Below are 18615 nucleotides of genomic sequence, written 5' to 3'. Positions count from 1 at the left end.
CCAATGTGGCACCGCCCGTAGCAGGTAACTGACGCTCCGAGACCGCCTGAAGGGCTGCGGAGTGTTCTATCCCACACCTTCCGCACCACGCCCGACGCCCGTTCAGGTACGGGCAAGTCGCTTGAGAAGAAGGGCCGATGCCACCGGGCGGGCCCCCGCCTTCGCCACGCCGTCGGCCACTTCGCGGTCGGTGGAGACCACCACGACGGGGCGGCCGGGCGGTTCGGCCCGTACCAGCTGACGAATCAACTCATCGGCCGTTACGCCCGGTTTGCTGAAAAGAACCCGTACGCCCCGCGGTGGGGCGAGCAGTACCGGCGCGGCCAGCTCGGCGCCGTCGAAGACACATGTCATCTCGGCGCCGGTCTGCGCGGCCAGCACGGCCAGCCCGCCCAGCAGCCGCAGCCGCTGCTTGTCCAACGGCATCGTCGGATAGCCGGTCTTGGTGACGTTGTAGCCGTCCACCACGAGGTGGGCCTGCGGCAGCGCCAGGAGCTGGTCCAGCAGCGCCGGGTCCATGTCGGACAGGGCGCGCGCCGCGACGTCCTTCGGGGTCATCCGGCCCGGCTCGACCGCGTCGACCGTGTCGGCGGGGTGCACATTGGCCGGCGGCAGCGCCAGTTCGCGGCGGAGACCCTGCGCCGCGTCCAGGACGGTGTCCAGGAGCAGTCGCAGGCGCATGTCCTCGACGCTGCGCCCCTCCCGCGCGGCGCGGCGCCCCGCTTCGAGCGCCGACTCCGCCTCCGCGACCCGGGCCTTGAGCCGGCGCATCTCGCTGTCGCTGGTCGCCTTGTCCGTGGCCGCGGCGGAGCGCAGCGACTCGGTCTCGTCCTCCGCCTTGCGCGCCGCGGCCTGCGCGCGCTTCACGTCGCTGAGCGCGCTGCGCAGCTTGCGCTGCAGCGCGTCGTTCTCCTTGCGCGCCGCTTCGAGCTCGCCTCTCGCCCGGTCGGCCTCCGCGCGGGACGCCGCCCGCGCCTCGGCCAGCTCCTCCCGCAGCCGGGCGAGCTCCCGCTCGGCCTCCTCGCCGGCCCGCTGCTCGTCCGCGCGCCGGACCTCCTCGCCCACGGCGGCGACCAGCTTCGCCCAGCCCGGCGGGCGCAGAACGTAGGCCGCCGCCGCGACATCCATCGGGTCGGCGGCGGCGGGCGGGGTGCCCTGCTGCAGGGCTTCGGCCAGTTCGGCCTGGGTCTCGCGCAGCCGGGCCGCGATCCGCTGCCGGAAGACCGGATCGCTCTCCAGCGACGCGGCCATCGCGTTGCCCGCGAATTTCACCCGCCGGGAGGGTGTGAAGCGGGCGTACTGGCGCAGAGGTGGCGGGAGTTCGGCGACCGTCAGGCCGCCGAAGGACTCCGCGGTGAGCGCCACGACACGGCGCCGCACGCCCTCGGGCAGGGGACGGTCGAGCACTTCGTCGGCCGCACCGGCCTCCGGATCGCGCTCTTCCCCCTCATGCCCTGCTGGACGCTCCACCACTGCTGCACCGCTCCGATCTCAGACGTCCGCGCCGGGGCGGTCCACCAGCTCGATCTGGTCGACCGCGTTGCACCAGCGGCAGCGGACGGACTCGATGCTCTCACTGAGCACCTCGCGCTCCTCGACCTTGGGCTCGCCGGCCAGGTCGAGGTGGACGTACTCCACCACCTTGGACTGGCGGGTCACGTCGAAACGCGTGAGGTTGCCACACAGGGTGCAGCGCCACCGGGTTTCGGCCGTCGGCAGGGGAACAGCCATTGTGTCGTCCTCTTTCGTCAAGCGTCGTACGTTGTGCGGGTTCTCGCGGTGCGCCGTCGGACTGCGGAAGTACGGAAAGTACTGCCCGTAACCCTACGGCCTGGTGGCGACCGGGTGCCGTCCCCGCCCGGGTACCGGAACACGGCGAGGCACTCTGTCCCCTTTGTGGCTATTACGCCATGATCACTTCATGTCGGCCTCGTTTCCGTCCCCGCGGACCGTGTTCTCCCGTATGACCAACGTCCTCATCGGCATCTGCTGCGTGGTGTTCGTCATCGGCCCGGCCTCGGGGCTGAACGGGATACACGGCACCGGCGAATCGCTCCTGCAGGCACAGAGCGCGTACTTCGCCCGCTGGGGCGTCATCCCCCGCGACCTGTGGAGCGGCGATCCGAAGGCCCTGCTCACCCCGCTCACCGCGCTCTTCGTGCACGGCAGCTGGCTGCACCTGCTGGGCAACATGCTCTTCCTCTACGTCTTCGGGGGCATGGCCGAGGCCAGAATGGGCCGGCTGCACTTCGCGGTCTTCTACGTCCTGACCGGTTACGTGGCCCTGATGGGCTACGCGGCGGCGCACGCCGAGTCGGGCCAGACCCTGGTCGGCGCGTCCGGATCGATCTCCGGCGTGCTCGGCGCCTTCCTCTACCTCTTTCCCCGCGCGCGGGTGACCAGCCTCTTCCCGTTCCTCTTCTTCCTGCCGCTGCGCTTCCCCGCCTGGGCGGTGCTGCTCTTCTGGTTCGCGCTGCAGTGGCTGGCCGCACAGCGCGCGGTCAACGGCCCCGGCGTCGCCTACCTGGCCCACGTCGTCGGCTTCCTGCTGGGCTTCCTGTACGCCTGGGTCCGCTACCACGTCCCGGCCGCTCCACCGCAGGCCGCGCCGGGCCTCCCCGGTAGGGTGGAGCCCACAGAACGGCCGACCGAGGGAGAGAGCCAACCGTGATCACTTCGATCGTGCTCATCAAGACCAGCGTGGACCAGATCCCGGAGATCGCCGAGAAGATCGCGGCGCTCGACGGCGTCAGCGAGGTCTACTCGGTCACCGGCGCGCACGACCTGATCGCGATGGTCCGGGTGGCCGAGCACGACGAACTGGCCGACGTCATCCCCGGCCGGATCAGCAAGGTCCCCGGCGTCGCCGCCACCGAGACCCACATCGCGTTCCGCACGTACTCCCAGCACGACCTGGAAGCGGCGTTCGCGATCGGACTGGACGCCTGAAACACCGCCCGCACGTCATCGCCGGACAGGCCGCAAAATCAAGCCCGTCCGGCGATTGAGGACACCGGCCGTAGGCCGGCCCGGCTCAGCCGCGGTCCGGGACGCAGCGCCCCTCCTCGGTCCGGTAGGACCACCGCGCGCCGTCCCGCACGAGCTCCTTCACCGCCGTGACGAACCGCTCCACGTGCTCGTCCGGCGTCCCGGCGCCGAAGCTCACCCGGATGGCGTTCAGCGACCGCTCCCCCGGCCTGGCGTCCGGCGCGCCGCACTCGCCCGGGTCCTGCGGGTCACTGCCCAGCAGCGTCCGCACGAGCGGGTGCGCGCAGAACAGCCCGTCCCGTACGCCGATACCGTACTCCGCGGACAGCGCGGCGGCGAAGTGCGAGCTGTTCCAGCCTTCCACGACGAACGACAGCACGCCCACCCGCGGCGCGTCGTCGCCGAACAGCGAGAGCACCTTCACCTCGGGCACCTCGGCGAGCCCGGCCCGCACCGTGCCGATCAGCTCCTGCTCCCGCGCGACCAGGTTGTCGAACCCGGCCTCGGTCAGCGCCTTGCACGCGGAGGCGATCGAGTACACCCCGATCACGTTCGGCGAACCGGCCTCGTGCCGGGCGGCCGTGGTGTGCCACTCCACCTGCACCCCGCCGTCCTCGCGCCGCGCGACCTTGCGGCTCGCGCCGCCGCCGGCCAGGTACGGCTCGGCGTCCTGCAGCCAGTCGGCGCGGCCGGCCAGCACGCCGGACCCGAAGGGCGCGTACAGCTTGTGGCCGGAGAAGGCCACCCAGTCCACGTCCAGCTCGGCGATGTCCACCGGGTGGTGCGGGGCCAGCTGCGCGGCGTCCAGCACGATGCGCGCGCCGTGCGCGTGCGCCGCGGCGGCCAGCTCGCGCACCGGCCACAGCTCACCGGTCACGTTCGACGCGCCGGTCACGCACACCAGCGCCGGGCCGTAGGGCTCGCGGTCCGCGAGCGCCTGCTCCAGCGTGTCGACCGCCTGCTGCGGGGTCCGCGGGGCGTTGAGGTACGTCACGCCGATGTCCGCCCGCTGCTCCCAGGGCAGCAGCGACGCGTGGTGCTCGGTCTCGAAGACGAACACCCGGGTGTGCGCGGGGAGCACGCCGGCCAGCAGGTTGAGCGAGTCGGTCGTCGAGCGGGTGAAGACGACCTGGTCCGCCTCCCGGCAGCCGAGGAACTCCGCGACCGTCTTCCGGCTGTTCTCGAAGAGGTCGGTGGAGAGCTGGGAGAGGTACCCGGCGCCGCGGTGCACGCTCCCGTAGTACGGCGCGTACGCGGCCACGTCGTCCCACACCCGCTGCAGGGCCGGGGCGCTGGCGGCGTAGTCCAGCGCGGCGTAGGTGACCTCGCCGCCGGTGACGAGCGGGACGCGCACGTCGCTGCCGAGGACGGGGAGCGGCGCGGCGGCGGTGCAGGCGGGCTCGGCGTCGGCGGTGTCGGCGGTGGCGAGGGCGGTTTCAGGGCGCACGGACATGGCGGAGTCTCCCGGGGATGCACGAGATGTGCGAAGTAGGCGAATGACACGCACAGGGCGTGGAAAGACCCGCGGGCGCACAGGTACCTCGGACAGAGGGGCGCCACAGGCGGGGTGTTGGGAAAAAGGGGCCTACAGGCCCTAGCGCATTCGCTGCATCACGGAAGAGCTCCCTCGATAACCAGGATCCCTGGCGAGGGATCCGCGCTTGCCGCCGGCCTTGCTGCCTGCGACCTGGTCATCACCCGGGGCACCCCGCCACGGACGGAGGGTTGCCGGACAGCAAGCCGGGGCCTAATCGCTGTCACTCGTGACCTGCCGAGAATCATGCCACATGATCGGAACGCCGCAAGGGGTGTCCGGGATGCGGACACCCCCTCGCGCCGCGGGACGTTACGCGTTCGAAGCAGCCACCCAGCGCTCCAACGTCGCCCGTGCCGCGCCCGAGTCGATCGACTCCGCCGCCTTCGCCATCCCCGCCGCGATCTGCTCGTTCAGCGGCGCGTCCGTCGGGGCCAGTGCCACCAGCGCCGCAGCGGAGTTCAGCAGGACCGCGTCCCGTACCGGACCCGGCTCGCCGGCCAGCAGGCGGCGGGCGACGTCCGCGTTGTACGAGGCGTCCGCGCCGCGCAGCGCGTCCACCGGCACCAGCTCGATGCCGACGTCGCGCGGGTCGAAGGACACCTCGCGCACGGTGCCGTCCCGGACCACCCACACCGTGGAGGTGGCCGTGGTCGTCAGCTCGTCCAGGCCGTCGTCGCCGCGGAAGACCAGCGCGGAGGAGCCGCGCTCGGCGAGCACGCCGGCCAGGATGGGCGCCATCCGGGCATCGGCCACGCCGGTGGCCTGGGCCGTGACCTTGGCCGGGTTGGTGAGCGGACCGAGCACGTTGAAGGTCGTGCGGATGCCCAGCTGGCTGCGGGCGGGTGCGACGTGCCGCAGCGAGGGGTGGAACTTCACCGCGAAACAGAAGGTGATGCCTGCTTCCTCGGCGACCTCCACCACCCGGCGCGGCGACAGGTCCAGGTTCACGCCGAGCTTCTCCAGGACGTCGGAGGCTCCGCTCGCGGAGGACGCGGCGCGGTTGCCGTGCTTGACGACCTTCGCACCCGTGCCGGCCACCACGATCGAGGACATCGTGGAGATGTTCACGGTCTTGGCGCCGTCGCCGCCGGTGCCGACGATGTCCACGCTGGGGCCCGGCACCTCGATGAGGTTGGCGTGCCGGTACATCGCGCTGACCAGCCCGGAGATCTCCGCGACCGTCTCGCCCTTGGCGCGCAGCGCCACCGCGAAGCCGGCGATCTGCGCGTCGCTGGCCTCGCCGCGCATGATCCGGTCCATCGCCCACTCGGTGGAGTCGGCGGAGAGGTCACTGCCTTCGAGGAGGGCGTTCAGCACGCCCGGCCAGGTGCGGGCCGCCACGCTGCCGCCGCCATCCGGGGTCACAACGTTCATGGTCCACGCTCCTGGGTGAGTCAAAAATCTTCACAGCGAGCCTATCGGGCCCGTAGGTACGCCGGAGGGCCCCGTCCGGTGCGCGGACAGGGCCCTCTGGGTGGCGTTCCTTGCTACGTGCTCGGGGTCACGGTGTCGATACCGCGGCCCCGCGGAGATCAGTGGTGGCCGTGGCCGCTGGTGATCTCCTCGTACTCCTCCACCGTCGGCTTCGGAATGTAGTTGTCCTCGCCGTAGAAGCCCTTGGAGAGCTTGGCGCGCAGCTTGTGCGAGCGCTTGATCTTGCGCTTGACGCCGTTCTCGTCGACCTCGGGGCCGATCTCCAGCGGCTTGGGCTGCTCGTGCTGGGTGAGCGCGTGCATCTGGTCCTGCGTGAGCGGCTCGTGCACCTCGATGAACTCACCGTGCGGCAGCCGCTTGATGATGCCGGACTCGCGTCCGTGCAGCACCTTGTCGCGGTCGCGCCGCTGCAGACCCATGCAGATCCGCTTGGTGATGATGAAGGACAGCACCGGGCCCACGAAGAACGCGATCCGGACGAACCAGCTGATCGAGTTGATCGACAGGTGGAAGTGCGTGGCCCACAGGTCGTTGCCACCACCGACGAGCATGACCAGGTAGGCGAAGAGCCAGGCCACACCGAAGCCGGTACGGGTCGGGGCGTTGCGCGGGCGGTCCAGCAGGTGGTGCTCACGCTTGTCGCCGGTGACCCAGGACTCGATGAACGGGTAGACCGCGATGGCCGCCAGCACCACCGGGAAGATGACGATCGGGATCAGTACACCGAAGTTGATGGTGTAGTGGCCCGCGATGTTCCACTCCCAGCCGGGCATGACGCGGATCAGACCCTCGGCGAAGCCCATGTACCAGTCGGGCTGGGCGCCGGTGGACACCTGGTCCGGACGGTACGGGCCGATGGCCCACACCGGGTTGATGCTCGCGATCGCGGCGATCACCGAGATCACACCGAAGACCAGGAAGAAGAAGCCTCCGGCCTTGGCCATGTAGACCGGCAGCAGCGGCATGCCGACCACGTTCTTCTCGGTCTTGCCGGCACCCGGGAACTGCGTGTGCTTGTGGTAGAAGACCAGGATCAGGTGCGCCACCAGCAGGCCGAGCATGATGCCCGGCAGCAGCAGGACGTGCACCGTGAAGAACCGCGGAATGATGTCGTGGCCGGGGAACTCCCCGCCGAAGATGAACATCTGCAGGTACGAGCCGACCAGCGGCATCGCCAGGATGACACCCTCGATGAAGCGGACACCGGTGCCGGACAGCAGGTCGTCGGGGAGCGAGTAACCGGTGAAGCCGGTGAACATGCCCAGGACGAACAGCAGGAAGCCGAACAGCCAGTTGACCTCGCGCGGCTTGCGGAAGGCGCCGGTGAAGAACACCCGCATCATGTGGACCATCATGCCGGCGAGGAACACCAGCGCGGCCCAGTGGTGGATCTGCCGGATCAGCAGGCCGCCGCGGACGTCGAAGCTGATGTCCAGCGTCGACTCGAAGGCCTGCGTCATCCGGATGCCGTGCATGGGCACGTAGGAGCCGTGGTAGACGACCTCGGCCATGCTCGGGTGGAAGAACAGCGTCAGGTAGACGCCGGTCAGGATGATGATGATGAAGCTGTAGAGGCAGATCTCACCGAGCATGAAGGACCAGTGGTCCGGGAAGATCTTGCGCATGTTGGACTTGGCGAGGCTGTAGATGCCCAGCCGGCCGTCCGCCCAGTCGGCGATCCGCTCGCCCCGCGGCGCCTGGCCGCGGCGCGCGTTGGTCGCGCTCGTCTCGTTACTCATCCGCGCTCCCAGAAGCTCGGGCCGACGGGCTCCGCGAAGTCGCTGACGGCTTCGAGGTAGCCGTCCTTCACCGTGATGTGCAGCTGCGGCAGGGGGTGACCCGCCGGGCCGAAGATCACGCGGCCACCGTCGGAAAGGTCGAAGGTGGACTGGTGGCAGGGGCAGAGCACGTGGTGCGTCTGCTGCTCGTACAGGGAGATCGGGCAACCGACGTGGGTGCAGATCTTCGAGTACGCCACGATGCCCTCGTGCGACCACTCAAGTTCCTGCTTGTCCTTGATGTTCTGCGGCTGGATCCGCACGAGCATCAGGGCGTCCTTGGCGATCTTCTGGTGGAACTCCTCGTCGCTCTCCTCCAGGCCCTCGGGCTTGGCGAAGGTGAGGGAGCCCACCGCGATGTCCTCGGGACGCAGCGGGAGGTTGGTGGACTGGTTGACCAGGCGGATGCCCTTCTTCCAGCCCGTGGTCCGGAGCTTCTTCTCCGGCAGCGGACCGAGGTCGCGCAGCAGCACCACACCGGACAGCGGCACCAGGGCCAGCGCGCCGAACATGGTGTTGCGGATCAGCTTGCGGCGGCCCATGCCGGACTCCGCGGCGCCTTCCCGGAAGTCGGCCATGACCTTGGCCTTGACCTCGGGCTCGGCCTCGATCGGGTGCCGCTCCTGGGCGACCTCCACGTCCGACATCAGCGTGCGGGCCCAGTGGACCGCGCCGGCGCCGATGCAGAACAGCGCCACGCCCAGCGTCAGGCCCAGCGCGAAGTTCAGCGCGCTGATGTGGCCGAGCGGCCAGACGTAGATGATCTTGTCGATCGGGAAGATCACGTACGAGGCGATGAAGCCGATCGTCGCGAGCATGGACACCGTGAAGAGCAGAGCCACAGTGCGCTCGGAGCGCCTGGCCGCCCGCTCGTCGATGTCCTGGATGCGGTGCTCGTGGGGGGGCAGGCCCGGGTCGGCGAAGGGGTTCTCCTTCGTCGCCACGTCACCGTGAGCGCCCTCGCGCCCACTGGGCAGGTTTTCTTCTGGCACGTCTGTGTGTCGTCCAGTCTCACTCATGACTTCTTGGCCTTCGCTGTCCGGGCTGCGACCCAGATGGCGACCGCGACCAGTGCGCCCAGGCCGAAGATGTAACCGAAGAGGCCCTCACTGACCGGGCCGAGACCGCCGAGGTCCATGCCGCCGGGGCTCGCGGTCTTGTCGCCGTTGACCTCACCGAGGTAAGCGACGATGTCCTTCTTGTTGGACTGCGAGAGAGTGCCGTCACCGAACGAAGGCATGTTCTGCGGGCCGGTCTCCATGGCCTCGTAGATGTGCTTCGGGTCCACACCGTCAAGCGCCGGTGCGAACTTTCCGTTGGTCAGGGCACCGCCCTTACCGGTGAAGTTGTGGCACTGCGCGCAGTTCGTACGGAACAGCTCACCGCCCTTGGCGATGTCCGCTCCGTCCTTGCTGTACTGCTCCTTGCCGGGCACGGAGGGACCGGCGCCGAGCGACGCGACGTACGCCGCCAGCTGGTCGATCTCGGCCTGGCTGTAGATGTTCTTCTTCTTCGGCACCTGGGCGCCGGGCTGCTGCGCGGGCATACGCCCGGTGCCGACCTGGAAGTCGACGGCGGCAGCGCCCACGCCGACCAGGCTCGGGCCGTCGGAGGTGCCCTGACCGCCGGTGCCGTGGCAGCTGGCGCAGCCCACGGCGAAGATCTTCTTGCCCTCCTTGATGGCAAGAGACTGGGCGGTGTCATCGGCCTGAGCCTTGTCCGCCGGCGCGAACGCGGCGTACAGCCCCCCAGTGACCGCCAGCGCGAAGAGTAGGACGACGAGCGCCGCCAGCGGATGGCGCCGTCGTGCGGAGAGCTTTTTCACGGATTACCCCGGTGTCAGGATCTTCTGCGTCGATGCTTTGGCTGTGTCTGTTCCGAATGCGGGTCCGGTGCGGGACCTGTTACCGGATCAGGTAGATCGTGGCGAAGAGGCCGATCCAGACGACATCGACGAAGTGCCAGTAGTAGGACACGACGATGGCCGCGGTGGCCTGTTCGTGGGTGAACCTCTTTGCCGCGTACGTCCTGCCCAGGACCAGCAGGAAGGCGATCAGACCGCCTGTCACGTGCAGTCCGTGGAAGCCGGTGGTCAGGTAGAACACCGAGCCGTACGGGCCGGACGAGAGCGAGAGACCCTCGTGCTTGACCAGCTCCGTGTACTCGAAGACCTGACCGCCGATGAAGATCGCACCCATGATGAAGGTGATCACGAACCAGGCCCGGAGCTTCTTGACGTCGCCGCGCTCGGCCGCAAAAACACCGAGCTGGCACGTCAGAGAGCTGAGCACCAGGATCGTCGTGTTCGTCGCGGAGAACGGAAGATTCAGCGCATCGGCGGATTCCTTCCAGTAATCAGCTCCGGTCACCGATCGGAGGGTGAAGTACATCGCGAAGAGGGCCGCGAAGAACATCAGCTCGGAACTCAGCCAGATGATGGTTCCGACGCTGGTGAGGTTCGGCCGATTGACCGACGGGTGCGCGTGCCCGGTTTCTACTGCTGTTGCTGTCGCCACGACCGACATTATGTCGGTCGCTTATCTTGCGCTCACTCCGGGGGGTGCCGTTCGGTGTGTCAAGGGGGTGTGCGCTGCCCGTACGGTCCAGTGCCGGCATCCCCCGAAGGGGGGAAGCACACGTTCCGCACACCCCTGACACCCCCGCTCCGACCAGTCCTGACGGGCCGTCGGGCGGAGCATTGATCCGTACGAACCCTCCTGCGCGGGCCCTTCCGGGCAGTAGCATCCGCTGAACGGGACCGGCCCCAGTGGTGCTCCCGTCGACGGTGCTCCCCAAAAGCGTGGAGGAACGATGCAGGCGACTGCCACGGTGCTGGTCTACAGCGACAACGCGGGCACCCGCGAGCAGGTGCGTCTCGCGGCCGGCCGGCGGCCCGCCGCCGACGTGCCGCAGGTGGAGATTGTGGAGTGCGCGACGCTCCCGGCCGTCCTCACGGCCCTGGAGCAGGGCGGCATCGACGTCTGCGTCCTGGACGGCGAGACCGCCCCGGCGGGCGGCATGGGCGTGTGCCGGCAGATCAAGGACGAGATCTTCCACTGCCCGCCGGTGCTGCTGCTGATGGGCCGCCCGCAGGACTCCTGGCTCGCGACCTGGAGCCGGGCCGACGCCGCGGTGACCCACCCGGTCGACCCGGTGGCGTTCGCGGACGCGCTGGCGGGGCTGCTGCGCCGCCGCCTGCTCGCGCAGACCTGAGGGCCGCCGGGCGGCACCGAGGACGCAGCAGCGCCCCGTCCGGGCGGGAATGGCCCGGACGGGGCGCTGTGTGCCGTTCTGCGGGCCGCTCACACCCGCGGGCGCAGTCTGGCGGCGTCGGCGGGCGCGGCGCCCTCCTCGTCGCTTTGGGCGCCGCTCACGCCGCCGCCCAGGGCGCTGCCGGCGCGCCACTTGCCCCAGGACAGGTTCCAGTCGCCGAACCCGTTGTCGAACGGGACCATTTTGTCGCCCTTGCTGTTGACCACCTGGACGACGTCGCCGACCCGTACGTGGTCGAAGAACCAGTGCGCGTTGCCGGTCGACATGCCCGTACAGCCGTGGCTGACGTTGGCCGCGCCCTGCGAGCCCACGGACCAGGGCGCCGCGTGCACGTATTCGCCGCTCCACGTGACCCGCGTGGCCCAGTGGACCGGCAGGTCGTACGCCTCCGAACTGCTCCGGGAGATGCCCACCGTGGTGCTGCGCATCCGGACGAACGCCTCCTTGCCCAGCACGGTCTTGATGCCGTTGCGGGTCTCGAAGCCGGCCTTGCCGGTGGTGACGGGCAGCGTCTTGATCACCTTGCCGTTGCGCCGGACCGTCATCCGGTGCGCGGCGGCGTCGGTGACCGCCACGACCCGGTCGCCGGTACGGATCCGCACGGGCTTGCCGGGCCCGCCGTACAGGCCCTTGGCGACCTTCAGGCCCTGCAGGTTGCTGTACGCCTCGACGGAGGCGTGCGCGGGCCAGTAGGAGCGCGGGCGGTAGTGCAGCGTCCGCTCGTCGACCCAGTGCCAGGAACCCACCACGCGCGGGCTGCTGTCGACCTTCAGGGCGCCCTCCACGAGGACCTTGGCGCGCGCGCCGTGCACCGGCCGGCTGAGCTCGGCGGTGAGCGGCTGGCCGACGCCGTACGTGCCGCTGTCGGGCCCGAAGGTGACCCGCAACCGCCGGTCGCCGCCGCCCCGCGTCTCCATCCGCAGGACCTTGCGGCCCGGCTTGCCGTCGCTGTCCTCGGTGCTCACCCGCACCGTGTAGCGGGTGCCGGCGGCGAGCGGTACGGAGCTGCGCCAGCGGGTGCCGTCGGTGGACAGCCGGCCGCGGATGTGGCGCCCCGCGGTGTCCGTCGCGGTGACGTCCGTGATCCGCGCCTCGTCGCCCGTGGTGGTGACTTCCAGTGGCCGGTCGGGGTCGGCCTTGCGCGCGCCCGCCGGGGCGTTGGCCGCGATCTGGCCGGCCGCGTCGTAGGGCTGGGCGGCGAGCGGATCCGACGTGGCCCCGCCGCCGCACCCGGTGGCCCCCGCCGCCAGGGGCAGCAGCAGGAGCGCTGAGCTGAGCACCGTCCGGGATCGTGGCATATGGCTCATGAGCCCAAAATACGAACAGCCACGCCGGTGCGGCGCGTTCAAGGACTGCAAATGGGTCGGGCCCGGCCACTCCTTGGAGTGACCGGGCCCGACCCGTCCGTACGAGAGCGGCGCTTACTGCGTGCGGTTCTCGCCCCGGTAGTACTCGAACACCCAGCCGAACAGGCCGACGAGGATGATCGGAGCGGAGAAGTACAGCAGCCACCAGCCGAAGACGACGCCCAGGAAGGCGAACGCACCGCCGATGCCCAGCGAGAGCGGCTGCCAGCTGTGCGGGCTGAAGAAGCCCACCTCACCGGCGTCGTCCGCGACGTCCGCGTCCTTGCGGTCCTGTGCGCCCGCGTCGACCCGCCGGGCCGTGAAGGCCAGGTAGTAGCCGATCATGATGCACAGGCCGAACGCCAGGAACAGCGCGGTGGTGCCCGCCGGCTCCTTCGACCAGACGCCATAGACGCACGCCATGGCGAGGACGAAGACGGAGAGCCAGATGAACATCTTGCCCTGGATCTTCACTTGCCGGCCTCCTTCGTGCCGCCCATGAGCGCCGTGTCCTTCTGACCGTCGTTCTCGAGCACGTCGAGCGCGGCGATCTCAGGGTGGTGCAGGTCGAACGCCGGGGATTCGGAGCGAATGCGCGGCAGCGTGAGGAAGTTGTGCCGCGGCGGCGGGCAGGAGGTCGCCCACTCCAGCGAGCGGCCGAAGCCCCACGGGTCGTCGACCTCGACCTTCTTGCCGTACTTCGCCGTCTTCCAGACGTTGTACATGAACGGGAGCATCGACAGACCCAGCAGGAAGGAGCTGATCGTCGAGATCGTGTTCAGGGCGGTGAAGCCGTCGGCCGCCAGGTAGTCGGCGTAACGACGCGGCATGCCCTCGGCGCCCAGCCAGTGCTGGACCAGGAAGGTGCCGTGGAAGCCGATGAACAGCGTCCAGAACGTGATCTTGCCGAGCCGCTCGTCCAGCATCTTGCCGGTGAACTTCGGCCACCAGAAGTGGAAGCCGGCGAACATCGCGAAGACGACCGTACCGAAGACGACGTAGTGGAAGTGCGCCACGACGAAGTACGAGTCGGAGATGTGGAAGTCCAGCGGCGGGGAGGCCAGGATGACGCCGGTCAGACCGCCGAAGGTGAAGGTGATCAGGAAGCCGACCGCCCACAGCATCGGAGTCTCGAAGGACAGCGAGCCCTTCCACATCGTGCCGATCCAGTTGAAGAACTTCACACCGGTCGGTACCGCGATGAGGAACGTCATGAAGGAGAAGAACGGCAGCAGCACGCCACCCGTGACGTACATGTGGTGCGCCCACACGGTCACCGACAGACCCGCGATCGAAATCGTCGCCGCGATCAGGCCGATGTAACCGAACATCGGCTTGCGCGAGAAGACCGGAATGACCTCGGAAATGATGCCGAAGAATGGCAGCGCGATGATGTACACCTCTGGATGGCCGAAGAACCAGAAGAGGTGTTGCCAGAGTAGTGCGCCACCATTTGCCGCATCGAACACATGCGCACCGAATTTACGGTCCGCCTCCAGGGCGAACAGCGCGGCGGCCAGCACCGGGAAGGCCAGCAGGACCAGCACACCGGTCAGCAGGACGTTCCAGGTGAAGATCGGCATCCGGAACATCGTCATGCCGGGGGCACGCATGCAGATGATCGTGGTGATGAAGTTGACCGAGCCGAGGATCGTGCCGAAGCCGGAGAAGGCCAGACCCATGATCCACATGTCGGCGCCGACGCCCGGCGAGCGGACCGCGTCCGACAGCGGGGAGTAGGCGAACCAGCCGAAGTCGGCCGCACCCTGCGGGGTGAGGAAGCCGGCCACCGCGATCAGCGAGCCGAAGAGGTACAGCCAGTAGGCGAACATGTTCAGCCGCGGGAACGCCACGTCGGGCGCGCCGATCTGCAGCGGCATGATCCAGTTCGCGAACCCGGAGAACAGCGGCGTCGCGAACATCAGCAGCATGATCGTGCCGTGCATCGTGAACGCCTGGTTGAACTGCTCGTTCGACATGATCTGCGTGCCGGGACGGGCCAGCTCGGCGCGCATGAAGAGCGCCATCAGGCCGCCGATGCAGAAGAAGGCGAACGACGTCACCAGATAGAGCGTGCCGATCGTCTTGTGGTCGGTGGTCGTCAGCCACTTCACCACGACGTTGCCGGGTTGCTTCCTGCGTACGGGTGGTGCTGCCGGAGCCGATGCGGCGGCGGCACCCTGAGGTTCGTTGAGGATGCTCACTTGTTCTTGGTCTCCGCGTTCCTGGCGTGGTCGGTCTGCTCGATACCGGCCGGCAGGTAACCGTTCTGGCCCTTCTTCGCCAGGTCCTTCAGGTGCTCCTGATACCGCTCAGGAGACACGACCTTGACGTTGAAGAGCATCCGGGAGTGGTCAACGCCGCAGAGCTCGGCGCACTTGCCCCTGAAGGTGCCCTCCTTGTTGGGAGTCACCTCGAAGACATTGGTGTGACCCGGGATGACGTCCTGCTTCATCAGGAACGGCACCACCCAGAACGAGTGGATGACATCGCGCGAGGTCAGGATGAACTGGACGGTCTCGCCCTTGGGCAGCCACAGCGTGGGCCCTGGCATGCCGTTCTGCGGATTCCGCTGGCCCGGCGTGCCCTGGTCGTAGACGCCCTCGGCACCCTTGGGCGCCGACTTCTTCCACTTGTCCGGGATCGCGGAGAGGTCCTTGGAGTTGACCGCCGAGTTCGACTTGTTGCCGTCGACGTCCTCCATGTAGTTGAACGCCCAGCTCCACTGGAAGCCGACGACGTTCACGACGTGGTCGGGCTTCTTCGAAGTCTTCAGGAGTTCGTTCTCATCGCGCGCGGTGAAGTAGAACAGCACCGCGATGATGATGAACGGGACGATGGTGTACAACGCCTCGATCGGCATGTTGTACCGGGTCTGTGCGGGGACCTCCACCTTGGTCCGGCTGCGGCGGTGGAAGATCCAGCTCCAGATGATCAGACCCCACACCAGCACGCCCGTTGCGAGGGCGGCGGCCCAGGAGCCCTGCCAAAGGGAGAGGATCCGCGGCGCCTCGTCGGTGACGGGCGTTGGCATGCCGAGGCGGGGGAAGTCCTTGTATGTGCAACCGGTCGCGGTTGCCAGGACCAGGCCCGCAGCCAGCACCTGCGGCAGCTTCCGCCGCATCGGGCGCCGCGACGAGCGGTCGGAGCCGTTGGGACTCACGTAGCGCCTTCCCGAGAGTCTCGCCCGCAGAACCGGCTGCGGCCGTCTCAGCTGGTCGGTCGCCGGCCCGTCACGGGCAGGGGTTTGGATGTTTATGCGGACCAAACCCTACTGGACGCTATTTGGCGTCGCGCGGGGAGGGTGCCCAACGCGGCGCGTCACCCCCCGAAGGGGTGGCCATCCCCTCCCACTGGACCCCCGCGGCATCCGGATTCCCCGCTTCCTCCCGGCTTCTGACGCCGCGCCCGGCCGCTCCTTCCGGCATCCGACGCCGCGCCCGGCGCGCCGGGCCGCACGCGTTAGCGTTTCGCCCGTGCCCTACTTCGATGCCGCGTCCTCCGCTCCCCTGCACCCCGTCGCCCGCGAGGCGCTGCACGCCGCGCTGGACGAGGGCTGGGCCGATCCGGCCCGGCTGTACCGGGAGGGGCGGCGCGCCCGGCTGTTGCTGGACGCCGCGCGCGAGGCCGCGGCGGAGGCGGTCGGCTGCCGCCCCGACGAGCTGGTCTTCACCCCTTCGGGCACCGGCGCGGTGCACACGGGCGTGGCGGGCGCGCTGGCCGGCCGGCGGCGTGTCGGCGGCCGGCTGGTCCACTCCGCCGTCGAGCACTCCTCCGTACTGCACGCGGCGGAGGCCCACGAGGCGGCCGGCGGCAGCGTGGCCGTGGTGGGCTGCGACCGTACGGGCCGGGTCGACCCGGCGGAGTTCGCCGCCGCGCTCACCCCGGACACCGCGCTGGCCGCCCTGCAGTCCGCCAACCACGAGGTGGGCACCGAACAGCCGGTGGGCGAGGCGGCGGAGGCGTGCCGGGAGGCGGGCGTGCCGCTGCTGGTGGACGCCGCCCAGTCGCTGGCCTGGGGCCCGGTGCCGGGTGCCTGGTCGCTGCTGGCGGGCAGCGCGCACAAGTGGGGCGGCCCGGCCGGGGTGGGGCTGCTGGCGGTACGCAAGGGCACCCGCTTCGCGCACCGGGGCCCGGCCGACGAGCGCGAGTCGGGGCGCGCCCCCGGCTTCGAGAACATCCCGGCGGTGGTGGCCGCCGCCGCGTCGCTGCGCGCGGTGCGGGCGGAGGCGGCGACCGAGGCGGCCCGGCTGCGCGGCCTGGTGGACCGGATCCGGTCCCGGGTGCCGGAGCTGGTGCCGGACGTGGCGGTGGTCGGCGACCCGGAGCGGCGGCTGCCGCACCTGGTGACCTTCTCGTGTCTCTATGTCGACGGGGAGACGCTGCTGCACGCCCTGGACCGGGCGGGGTTCTCCGTCTCCTCCGGCTCCTCGTGCACCTCCAGCACGCTCACCCCCAGCCACGTCCTGAAGGCGATGGGCGTGCTCTCGGAGGGCAACGTCCGGGTGTCGCTGCCGGCCGGGACCTCCGACGCCGACGTGGAGCGCTTCCTGGAGGTGCTCCCGGGCGCGGTCGCCGCCGTACGGGAACAGCTGGGCGCGCCCGCGGAGCGGCCCGCGCGGGCGCCCGAGGGCACGTCCGGCGCGCTCGTCGTGGACGCGCTCGGCGCCCGCTGCCCGGTCCCGGTGATCGAGCTGGCCAAGGCGATCGCAGAGGTCCCGGTCGGCGGCACGGTGACGGTGCTCTCCGACGACGAGGTGGCGGCGCTGGACATCCCGGCATGGTGTTGGACGCAGGGTCAGGAGTACCTGGGCGAGGCCCCGGAGCCGCCGGAGCGCGGCGCCGCATACGTGGTGCGGCGCCGCGTCTAGCGGTGGCCCTCAGGCCAGGTACTGCTGGATCTCGGCGGCCGCCTCGTGGCCGTACGCCTTGGTGAAGCGGTCCAGGAAGTGGCTGCGGCGCAGTTCGTACTCCTGGGTGCCGACCGTCTCGATGACGAGGGTGGCCAGCATGCAGCCGACCTGCGCGGCGCGCTCCAGGCCGACGCCCCAGGCGAGGCCGGAGAGGAAGCCGGCGCGGAAGGCGTCGCCGACGCCGGTCGGGTCGGCCTTGGCGTTCTCCTCGGGCACGCCGACCTCGATGGTGGGCTCGCCCGTGCGCTCGATGCGGACGCCGCTGGCCCCGAGGGTGGTGACGCGGGTGCCGACCTTGCCGAGGATCTCCTCGGCGGTCCAGCCGGTCTTGGACTCGATGAGGCCCTTCTCGTACTCGTTGGAGAAGAGGTAGGCCGCGCCGTCCATGAGGGTGCGGATGTCGTCGCCGTCCATGCGGGCGATCTGCTGCGAGAAGTCGGCGGCGAAGGGGATGGACCGCGAGCGGCACTCCTCGGTGTGCCGGATCATCGCCTCGGGGTCGTCGGCGCCGATCAGGACCAGGTCCAGGCCGCCCACGCGCTCGGCGACGTGGTGCAGCTCGATGAGGCGGGCCTCGCTCATGGCGCCGGTGTAGAAGGAGCCGATCTGGTTGTGGTCGGCGTCGGTGGTGCACACGAAGCGGGCGGTGTGCAGCACCTCGGAGATCCGTACGGACGCGGTGTCCACGCCGTGCCGGTCCAGCCAGGCGCGGTACTCGCCGAAGTCGTTGCCGGCGGCGCCGACCAGGACCGGCGCGGTGCCGAGCTGGCCCATACCGAAGCAGATGTTCGCGGCGACACCACCGCGCCGCACGTCCAGCTGGTCGACGAGGAAGGAGAGGGAGACCGTGTGGAGCTGGTCGGCGACCAGCTGGTCGGCGAAGCGTCCGGGGAAGGTCATCAGGTGGTCGGTGGCGATGGAGCCGGTGACTGCGATACGCACGGCGGTTCGCTCCTGCGGGAGGCGTGGGGCGGTGACGGACGTGACCCAACGCTACCCGCTCGGCAGTACCGCTCCGACCTGGCGAAACTACCCGATAGTAGGTCTTCTTCCCCGGGGCGAAGGGTGCGTACGGTGCGCGTATGACCCAGCATGTGAAGCCCGTCACAGCAGCTCACCCCGCCGGCCGTCGCCCGGACGGCGGCGAGCACGACTCGATGGAGCAACTGCGCGGCGACTGCGCCCGCATGGCGCCGCACTGGAAGACCGCCGATCTTTTCACCGCGCCGCCGTCCCCGGCCGCCGAGCTGCGCGGGATCACGGTCCCCGCCGCCTCTGCGAAACTGCTGGAAGGGATGTCCGAGTACGGCGACTGAGTACGGCGATACGTATCCTCCACCGCTCTT

18 protein-coding genes and 1 riboswitch are annotated in these 18615 nt (G+C 69.7%); of the genes, 5 read left to right on the top strand and 13 right to left on the bottom strand.

The annotated features are described in order from the left end of the window. Positions 1 to 102 precede the first annotated feature (102 nt). Both ACZ4MH_RS20470 and ACZ4MH_RS20465 read right to left on the bottom strand, forming a co-directional pair. On the bottom strand, positions 103 to 1473 hold the full coding sequence (locus tag ACZ4MH_RS20470; RefSeq protein WP_467754615.1) for an NYN domain-containing protein: 1371 nt from the start codon (positions 1471 to 1473) through the stop codon (positions 103 to 105). Between the two features lie 18 nt (positions 1474 to 1491). Further along, entirely contained in the window at positions 1492 to 1731 is a 240-nt protein-coding gene (locus tag ACZ4MH_RS20465) for a hypothetical protein (protein ID WP_351594082.1), read from the bottom strand. Positions 1732 to 1921: 190 nt separating this feature from the next. Between ACZ4MH_RS20465 and ACZ4MH_RS20460 the strand changes: the two genes are divergently transcribed. Together ACZ4MH_RS20460 and ACZ4MH_RS20455 are read left to right on the top strand one after the other, a co-directional pair. Then, positions 1922 to 2671: a rhomboid family intramembrane serine protease gene (locus ACZ4MH_RS20460; RefSeq protein ID WP_351594085.1), complete on the top strand. Its 750-nt coding sequence runs from the start codon at positions 1922 to 1924 to the stop codon at positions 2669 to 2671. Next, the gene (locus ACZ4MH_RS20455; RefSeq protein WP_031056779.1) at positions 2668 to 2949 is read left to right on the top strand and encodes an Lrp/AsnC family transcriptional regulator; all 282 of its coding nucleotides are present in this window, start codon (positions 2668 to 2670) and stop codon (positions 2947 to 2949) included. Before ACZ4MH_RS20460 ends, ACZ4MH_RS20455 begins: the two co-directional genes overlap by 4 nt. An 85-nt stretch (positions 2950 to 3034) precedes the next feature. On the opposite strand, the gene ACZ4MH_RS20450 is transcribed toward ACZ4MH_RS20455, so the two are convergent. The 6 genes from ACZ4MH_RS20450 to ctaE all read right to left on the bottom strand — a co-directional run bounded on the left by ACZ4MH_RS20450 (position 3035) and on the right by ctaE (position 10262). Next, a complete protein-coding gene (locus ACZ4MH_RS20450; protein ID WP_351594089.1) occupies positions 3035 to 4441 on the bottom strand; it encodes an aminotransferase class V-fold PLP-dependent enzyme in 1407 nt (468 codons plus the stop codon). Between the two features lie 199 nt (positions 4442 to 4640). Next, a riboswitch (SAM riboswitch) is annotated at positions 4641 to 4757 on the bottom strand. Between the two features lie 77 nt (positions 4758 to 4834). Next, positions 4835 to 5899: an anthranilate phosphoribosyltransferase gene (trpD, locus tag ACZ4MH_RS20445; RefSeq protein WP_351594091.1), complete on the bottom strand. Its 1065-nt coding sequence runs from the start codon at positions 5897 to 5899 to the stop codon at positions 4835 to 4837. Between the two features lie 158 nt (positions 5900 to 6057). Beyond that, the gene (gene qcrB / locus ACZ4MH_RS20440) at positions 6058 to 7698 is read right to left on the bottom strand and encodes a cytochrome bc1 complex cytochrome b subunit (protein ID WP_351594094.1); all 1641 of its coding nucleotides are present in this window, start codon (positions 7696 to 7698) and stop codon (positions 6058 to 6060) included. Then, positions 7695 to 8756 (bottom strand): cytochrome bc1 complex Rieske iron-sulfur subunit, encoded by a 1062-nt coding sequence (gene qcrA / locus ACZ4MH_RS20435; RefSeq protein ID WP_351594097.1) that lies wholly within the window; start codon positions 8754 to 8756, stop codon positions 7695 to 7697. Before qcrA ends, qcrB begins: the two co-directional genes overlap by 4 nt. Beyond that, positions 8753 to 9562, bottom strand: coding sequence for a cytochrome bc1 complex diheme cytochrome c subunit (qcrC, locus tag ACZ4MH_RS20430; RefSeq protein WP_351594099.1), 810 nt, complete (start codon positions 9560 to 9562; stop codon positions 8753 to 8755). Before qcrC ends, qcrA begins: the two co-directional genes overlap by 4 nt. A 79-nt stretch (positions 9563 to 9641) precedes the next feature. Further along, the gene (ctaE, locus tag ACZ4MH_RS20425) at positions 9642 to 10262 is read right to left on the bottom strand and encodes an aa3-type cytochrome oxidase subunit III (RefSeq protein WP_351594101.1); all 621 of its coding nucleotides are present in this window, start codon (positions 10260 to 10262) and stop codon (positions 9642 to 9644) included. Positions 10263 to 10548: 286 nt separating this feature from the next. On the opposite strand from ctaE, the gene ACZ4MH_RS20420 reads away from it, so the two are divergent. Next, positions 10549 to 10950 (top strand): DNA-binding transcriptional response regulator, encoded by a 402-nt coding sequence (locus ACZ4MH_RS20420; RefSeq protein WP_351594103.1) that lies wholly within the window; start codon positions 10549 to 10551, stop codon positions 10948 to 10950. Between the two features lie 89 nt (positions 10951 to 11039). Here the strand turns inward: ACZ4MH_RS20420 and ACZ4MH_RS20415 are convergent, their stop codons facing one another. From ACZ4MH_RS20415 to ctaC, 4 genes are all read right to left on the bottom strand, one after another. Beyond that, positions 11040 to 12290, bottom strand: coding sequence for a L,D-transpeptidase (locus ACZ4MH_RS20415; protein WP_351594105.1), 1251 nt, complete (start codon positions 12288 to 12290; stop codon positions 11040 to 11042). A gap of 141 nt (positions 12291 to 12431) precedes the next feature. Next, entirely contained in the window at positions 12432 to 12830 is a 399-nt protein-coding gene (locus ACZ4MH_RS20410; protein ID WP_351594108.1) for a cytochrome c oxidase subunit 4, read from the bottom strand. Then, positions 12827 to 14560 (bottom strand): aa3-type cytochrome oxidase subunit I, encoded by a 1734-nt coding sequence (gene ctaD / locus ACZ4MH_RS20405; protein ID WP_351594111.1) that lies wholly within the window; start codon positions 14558 to 14560, stop codon positions 12827 to 12829. Before ctaD ends, ACZ4MH_RS20410 begins: the two co-directional genes overlap by 4 nt. Then, positions 14557 to 15519 carry an aa3-type cytochrome oxidase subunit II gene (gene ctaC / locus ACZ4MH_RS20400; RefSeq protein ID WP_351594114.1) on the bottom strand — a complete coding sequence of 321 codons (963 nt, stop codon included), beginning with the start codon at positions 15517 to 15519 and terminating at the stop codon, positions 14557 to 14559. The genes ctaD and ctaC overlap by 4 nt, the downstream gene beginning before the upstream one ends. A 313-nt stretch (positions 15520 to 15832) precedes the next feature. Here ctaC and ACZ4MH_RS20395 point away from each other — a divergent pair, with 313 nt between their 5' ends. Further along, positions 15833 to 17227, top strand: coding sequence for an aminotransferase class V-fold PLP-dependent enzyme (locus ACZ4MH_RS20395; protein ID WP_467754614.1), 1395 nt, complete (start codon positions 15833 to 15835; stop codon positions 17225 to 17227). A 9-nt stretch (positions 17228 to 17236) separates the two neighbouring features. Here the strand turns inward: ACZ4MH_RS20395 and ACZ4MH_RS20390 are convergent, their stop codons facing one another. Then, a complete protein-coding gene (locus ACZ4MH_RS20390) occupies positions 17237 to 18211 on the bottom strand; it encodes a carbohydrate kinase family protein (protein ID WP_351602227.1) in 975 nt (324 codons plus the stop codon). A gap of 140 nt (positions 18212 to 18351) precedes the next feature. Between ACZ4MH_RS20390 and ACZ4MH_RS20385 the strand changes: the two genes are divergently transcribed. After that, positions 18352 to 18585 (top strand): hypothetical protein, encoded by a 234-nt coding sequence (locus tag ACZ4MH_RS20385; protein WP_351602233.1) that lies wholly within the window; start codon positions 18352 to 18354, stop codon positions 18583 to 18585. The last annotated feature ends 30 nt before the right edge of the window (positions 18586 to 18615 follow it).

It is taken from the genome of Streptomyces sp. NPDC026301 (assembly GCF_055567935.1).
Note: the sequence above shows the minus strand (reverse complement) of the source record. Positions and strands in the feature narration are given on the sequence as shown.

What these genes read in the sequence shown, in the direction of transcription:
- ACZ4MH_RS20465 (WP_351594082.1), bottom strand. Translation starts at nt 1,731, where the DNA reads ATGGCTGTTCCCCTGCCGACGGCCGAAACCCGGTGGCGCTGCACCCTG.
- ACZ4MH_RS20460 (WP_351594085.1), top strand. Translation starts at nt 1,922, where the DNA reads ATGTCGGCCTCGTTTCCGTCCCCGCGGACCGTGTTCTCCCGTATGACC.
- ACZ4MH_RS20450 (WP_351594089.1), bottom strand. Translation starts at nt 4,441, where the DNA reads ATGTCCGTGCGCCCTGAAACCGCCCTCGCCACCGCCGACACCGCCGAC.
- trpD (WP_351594091.1), bottom strand. Translation starts at nt 5,899, where the DNA reads ATGAACGTTGTGACCCCGGATGGCGGCGGCAGCGTGGCGGCCCGCACC.
- qcrB (WP_351594094.1), bottom strand. Translation starts at nt 7,698, where the DNA reads ATGAGTAACGAGACGAGCGCGACCAACGCGCGCCGCGGCCAGGCGCCG.
- qcrA (WP_351594097.1), bottom strand. Translation starts at nt 8,756, where the DNA reads ATGAGTGAGACTGGACGACACACAGACGTGCCAGAAGAAAACCTGCCC.
- ctaE (WP_351594101.1), bottom strand. Translation starts at nt 10,262, where the DNA reads ATGTCGGTCGTGGCGACAGCAACAGCAGTAGAAACCGGGCACGCGCAC.
- ACZ4MH_RS20420 (WP_351594103.1), top strand. Translation starts at nt 10,549, where the DNA reads ATGCAGGCGACTGCCACGGTGCTGGTCTACAGCGACAACGCGGGCACC.
- ACZ4MH_RS20385 (WP_351602233.1), top strand. Translation starts at nt 18,352, where the DNA reads ATGACCCAGCATGTGAAGCCCGTCACAGCAGCTCACCCCGCCGGCCGT.